This window comes from Micromonospora sp. WMMD737 (genome assembly GCF_049179055.1).
Taxonomy (GTDB): Bacteria; Actinomycetota; Actinomycetes; order Mycobacteriales; family Micromonosporaceae; genus Micromonospora; species Micromonospora reichwaldensis.
On the sequence record NZ_JBMHMH010000016.1, the window covers coordinates 1 to 4,048 of the forward strand.

Sequence of the window (4,048 nt, forward strand, 5' to 3'; positions counted from 1 at the left end):
TGAGGTGTTTGATGGTCGCCTTGAAATGGCTGGCCACCAGACCGCGAATGTTGCCGTCCGAGTGCATGGCCGCCACGACGAGCCGGTTGCGCAGGTGGAAGTACGCCTGCCAGTCGATGGCGTCGTCCTTGTCGCTCCAGGCCATGTGCCAGATCGCCGCACCGGGCAGCGTCACCGTCGGATAGCCGTGCTCACCGGCGCGCAGCCCGTATTCGACGTCGTCCCACTTGATGAACAGCGGCAGCGGCTGCCCCAACTCCTCGGCCACCTGGCGCGGGATCATGCACATCCACCAGCCGTTGAAGTCGACGTCTATACGACGGTGCAGCAGCCGGCTGCGGTACTCCGCTTCGTCGTTGAGGGGGTATTTGGCGAAGTTGTGGTCGTATTCGGTGTTGGCCGCTCCCGACCACATGAAGTTCTCGGCGGCGACCATCTCGCCCATCACGTGCAGGTGTGAGGGCTCCTGCAGGTTGAGCATCTGACCGCCGACGAGCGTGGGCACCTTCGCGAACCGGTTGAGTGCCAGCGCCCGCAGGATCGAATCCGGCTCGACGCGGATGTCATCGTCCATGAACAGGATCTGCTCGCAGTCGGTGTGTTTCAGGGCCTCGTACATGACCCGGCTGTAGCCGCCCGACCCGCCGAGGTTCGGCTGATTGTGGATCGACAGCCGGTTCCCCAGCGCGGCCACGGCCGCCTCGAACCCGGGATGATCCTTGGCCTTCTTCGTGCCCTGATCCGAGACGATGACGGCGCTGATCACCTCGTCGACCGCCGGATCCGAGGTCAGCGCGGCGAGCGCGTTGACGGCGTCCGAAGGCCGGTTGAAGGTCGGGATGCCGACCGCGATGTTCGCCCTGCCGGGTGCGGCGATCGGCGCGTACCAGCCCGCGTGGTGCAGCGTGGACTTGGCGTCGGTGGTGATGTCGAACCAGATCCAGCCACCGTCCTCGAACGGGGTCAGCTCGATCTCGAACTCCAGCACCGCAGGCTGATCATCGGAGTCGCTGTGGATCGGGGCGCCGCCGACGGTGATCCGGGCGCCGGTGGACTTGGAGCGGTAGACGTCGACGCGGGCCCTGCCGGTCAGCTCGACGCGCAGCACGACCGACTCCAGGATCGACCAACGGCGCCAGTAGCTGGCCGGGAACGCGTTGAAGTACGTCGCGAACGAGACCTCGGACTCGGCGCCGATCTCCAGCGTCGTACGGGTGGGCGCGTGGGTCCGCCGCGCGTTGGTCTCGGATTCTTCTATATAGAGCTTGCGAACGTCGAGCGGCTCACCCGGGCGGGGAAGGATGACGCGGGCCAGTGGGCTGACCGCCCGTGACTGCCCGGCCTCCAACGCGCCCGATGAGACATCTACGAAAACCAGCTCAGACATACCCTCGATTAGACCACCACCGCCAAGTACGTCTCGTTTCTAGAGAAACGAGACTGATCACTTCCTGTCTCGGACTCGCCGGACGCCGGCCAGACCTCACAGGTCATCAGATCGCGTAGGGGTGTGCATCAAGTACCGCGTCGACGTAGCGGTGATCGCTATCGGCGGGGATGCCGCCCTCGTCGAGCGCCTACGGGCCGCGGATATCGCGGTCTTCGTGTTGGTTGGGACTGAGTCGCAGGCACGCACGGCGCTCGACGGGTGGGGCGCAGACGGCCTGTTCGCCCAAGGCGACGAGGCTGGTGGACATCTCGCCGGACAAACGCCGGCTCGGTCATTCTTGGCGACCGCACTAGCTGTGGCTGGTCACCGCCCGGTGCTGCTGGCTGGTGGAATAGCGCACAGCGCCGACACCCGCCCCGCCATGGATGCGGGAGCGGCAGGGGTCGTTGCCGGTACCCGGTTCTTGCTCACGCATGAATCGGGGGCACACCCCATGTTGCGCGTGGGATGGGCCAGGCGATCTGCTCCCCCGCCCTAGTCGGCGAAGCGCAAAGTGATCCTTGTTGCCGGCTCAATAGGGTGACCGGGAGATGGGCTTTGAAAGGCTATCTGGTTCGTCGAGTAGCCGGAATCGGCAAGGTTCGGCTCCTTGTCCAGTACGCCCGCCCAACCAGCCGCGCGTAAGAGCGGTTCGGCTTCGGTCCAGTACATTCCGGTGATATTCGGCATGGCGAAGGTCGCAGGTGGTGGAGCTGAAGGGCTCGCCGAGGTGGGGGCTGCAGGTGCAGACGCAGACGTTGTCGAACTGGGTTCGCTCGGCGACTCGGCAGACGAGCACGCCCCTGTCGCAAATGCGATCACCGCAACCGCAATCAACCTAGCCCGCAACACATCCCCTTTCGATGTCAGTATCAATTGTGCCAGTGGGTGACAACGGCGAGGGAAATCTCGTTTCTAGAGAATCTGGACGGCTCAGATCTTATCTCGAAGGTTGCGGTGCTTCAGATGCCCAGGGGTGGTGTGGCGTGTGGACTCGTAGACGATCCAGGTTCGGTCAAGAATCTGGTCACGCCCTATCGGCTGCATGCCGAGTTTGGTTAGAACCCGTCGCGACGTCTCGTGTCGGGGGTCAACGATGGCGAGGACTCGTTCTGTTCGGTTGGCCAGTGCCCAGGCCAGGCATGCTGATGCAGCTTCGGTTGCATACCCGTGGCCCCAGTAGGCCCGAGCGAAGTGAAATCCAAGTTCCAAATCAGCGCGGCCGGGCAGGAACTGCAGACCGCAGTCGCCGATCAGAGCACCCGAAGCCGTCAGCGTCACGGCCCATTTGCTCACGCCATGACGATCATGGTGCGCCATCAAGTCGATGACACGTTGACGGGTGCCATAAGCGTCGCGCACTCCGCCCGGCACGAACCGCGTCACTTCAGGGTCGGAGTAGACCACATGCATGGCCGCGACATCACTCAGCGACAAGGGCCGAATAGTCAACCGCCGCGTGTGAAACGGCAAGGCGGTCGGCACAGGCAATGCGGCAGGATCGGTAGCCATGAACTCGCTCCTCTGGGATCAGCACACCTGTCTGCCCCTGCAGACCACCGCCGACGTGGACCTTCTGACCCGGTATCAGCGTGACGGGGGCGCATTCATCTCGGTCAACGCAGGATATTCGCCGCACAGCTTCAACGACACCATGGCACTGCTCGCGCACTACCGCGCGGCGGTCGATGCACACCCTGCGTTGGACCTGGCAACCAGCTCTGACGACGTCGCAACGATCACCGACGCTGGACGTATCGCCGTGGTGTTTGACCTCGAAGACCGTCGGCCCCTCGATGACGACCTCAACAACCTGGCCACACTCGCCGCACACGGCGTGCGCACGCTGTTGCCGACCTACAACCATGCCAACCGTGCCGGACACGGCTGCCTCGATACCACCGATGGTGGTCTGTCCCCGTGGGGACGGGCGCTCATCACCGAAATGAACTCCATCGGCATCGTTCCCGACGGCTCACATTGCAGCGCGCGCACCGGGCTCGACATGTGCGAGACATCAAGCGGCCCGGTCATTTACAGCCACTCCTGCATGAAGACAGTCTGGAATCACCCACGCAACATCACCGACGATCAGGCACGTGCCTGCGCGGGCACCGGTGGTGTCATCGGAATCACCGGTGTCGGAATCTTCCTAGGCGCGAACACCCCCACGCTGGATGCGATGACAAGGCACCTCGAATACGCCGTCGATCTAGTGGGGATCGACCACGTCGGCATCAGCACCGACTCCTGCTTCGACTACGTCGACTTCGTTGACGAACTCGCACGCAACCCCCACCTATTCGATGACAGCTATACCCGCTGGGGAGTGATCCAGTGGATGCCGCCCGAAACGCTTCTGACTCTTGGTGAGCACCTCACGGGACGTGGATGGCCCGATGCAGACATTCAGGCAGTCCTTGGCGGCAACTTCTTCCGTGTTGCACGATGCGCCTGGTAGACCCCATGCCGACCCTGGCCTGAGTCGGTTGGTCTCGTTTCTAGAAATTCGAGACAGTCGATGGGCGACCAGTCCGGCGGTCCATCGGCCAAGGCCGAGTGCCACAGGGGCCGTCTTGTTTCTCGTCTCAGCGCGAGTGTCCCGAATCTCCGATGTCG

At 63.5% G+C, this 4,048-nt stretch carries 5 protein-coding genes; 2 read left to right on the forward strand and 3 right to left on the reverse strand.

Annotation, left to right across the window (positions count from 1 at the left end; translation table 11 throughout):
• On the reverse strand, positions 1 to 1,387 hold a 1,387-nt coding region (locus ACN27A_RS33860; RefSeq protein ID WP_421458995.1), incomplete at its 3' end, for a glycosyltransferase.
• A gap of 64 nt (positions 1,388 to 1,451) precedes the next feature.
• Here ACN27A_RS33860 and ACN27A_RS33865 point away from each other — a divergent pair.
• Positions 1,452 to 1,928 carry a nitronate monooxygenase gene (locus tag ACN27A_RS33865; RefSeq protein WP_421459003.1) on the forward strand — a complete coding sequence of 159 codons (477 nt, stop codon included), beginning with the start codon at positions 1,452 to 1,454 and terminating at the stop codon, positions 1,926 to 1,928.
• Here the strand turns inward: ACN27A_RS33865 and ACN27A_RS33870 are convergent.
• Entirely contained in the window at positions 1,925 to 2,119 is a 195-nt protein-coding gene (locus ACN27A_RS33870; protein ID WP_421458996.1) for a PASTA domain-containing protein, read from the reverse strand. The two genes, ACN27A_RS33865 and ACN27A_RS33870, sit on opposite strands and share 4 nt — an antisense overlap.
• 243 nt (positions 2,120 to 2,362) lie before the next feature.
• The gene (locus ACN27A_RS33875; protein WP_421458998.1) at positions 2,363 to 2,941 is read right to left on the reverse strand and encodes a GNAT family N-acetyltransferase; all 579 of its coding nucleotides are present in this window, start codon (positions 2,939 to 2,941) and stop codon (positions 2,363 to 2,365) included.
• Between ACN27A_RS33875 and ACN27A_RS33880 the strand changes: the two genes are divergently transcribed.
• Entirely contained in the window at positions 2,940 to 3,890 is a 951-nt protein-coding gene (locus tag ACN27A_RS33880; protein WP_421459001.1) for a dipeptidase, read from the forward strand. The two genes, ACN27A_RS33875 and ACN27A_RS33880, sit on opposite strands and share 2 nt — an antisense overlap.
• The last annotated feature ends 158 nt before the right edge of the window (positions 3,891 to 4,048 follow it).

Coding starts and splice junctions, on each gene's coding strand:
- ACN27A_RS33870 (WP_421458996.1), bottom strand. CDS start 2,119: ATGCCGAATATCACCGGAATGTACTGGACCGAAGCCGAACCGCTCTTA.
- ACN27A_RS33880 (WP_421459001.1), top strand. CDS start 2,940: ATGAACTCGCTCCTCTGGGATCAGCACACCTGTCTGCCCCTGCAGACC.
- ACN27A_RS33875 (WP_421458998.1), bottom strand. CDS start 2,941: ATGGCTACCGATCCTGCCGCATTGCCTGTGCCGACCGCCTTGCCGTTT.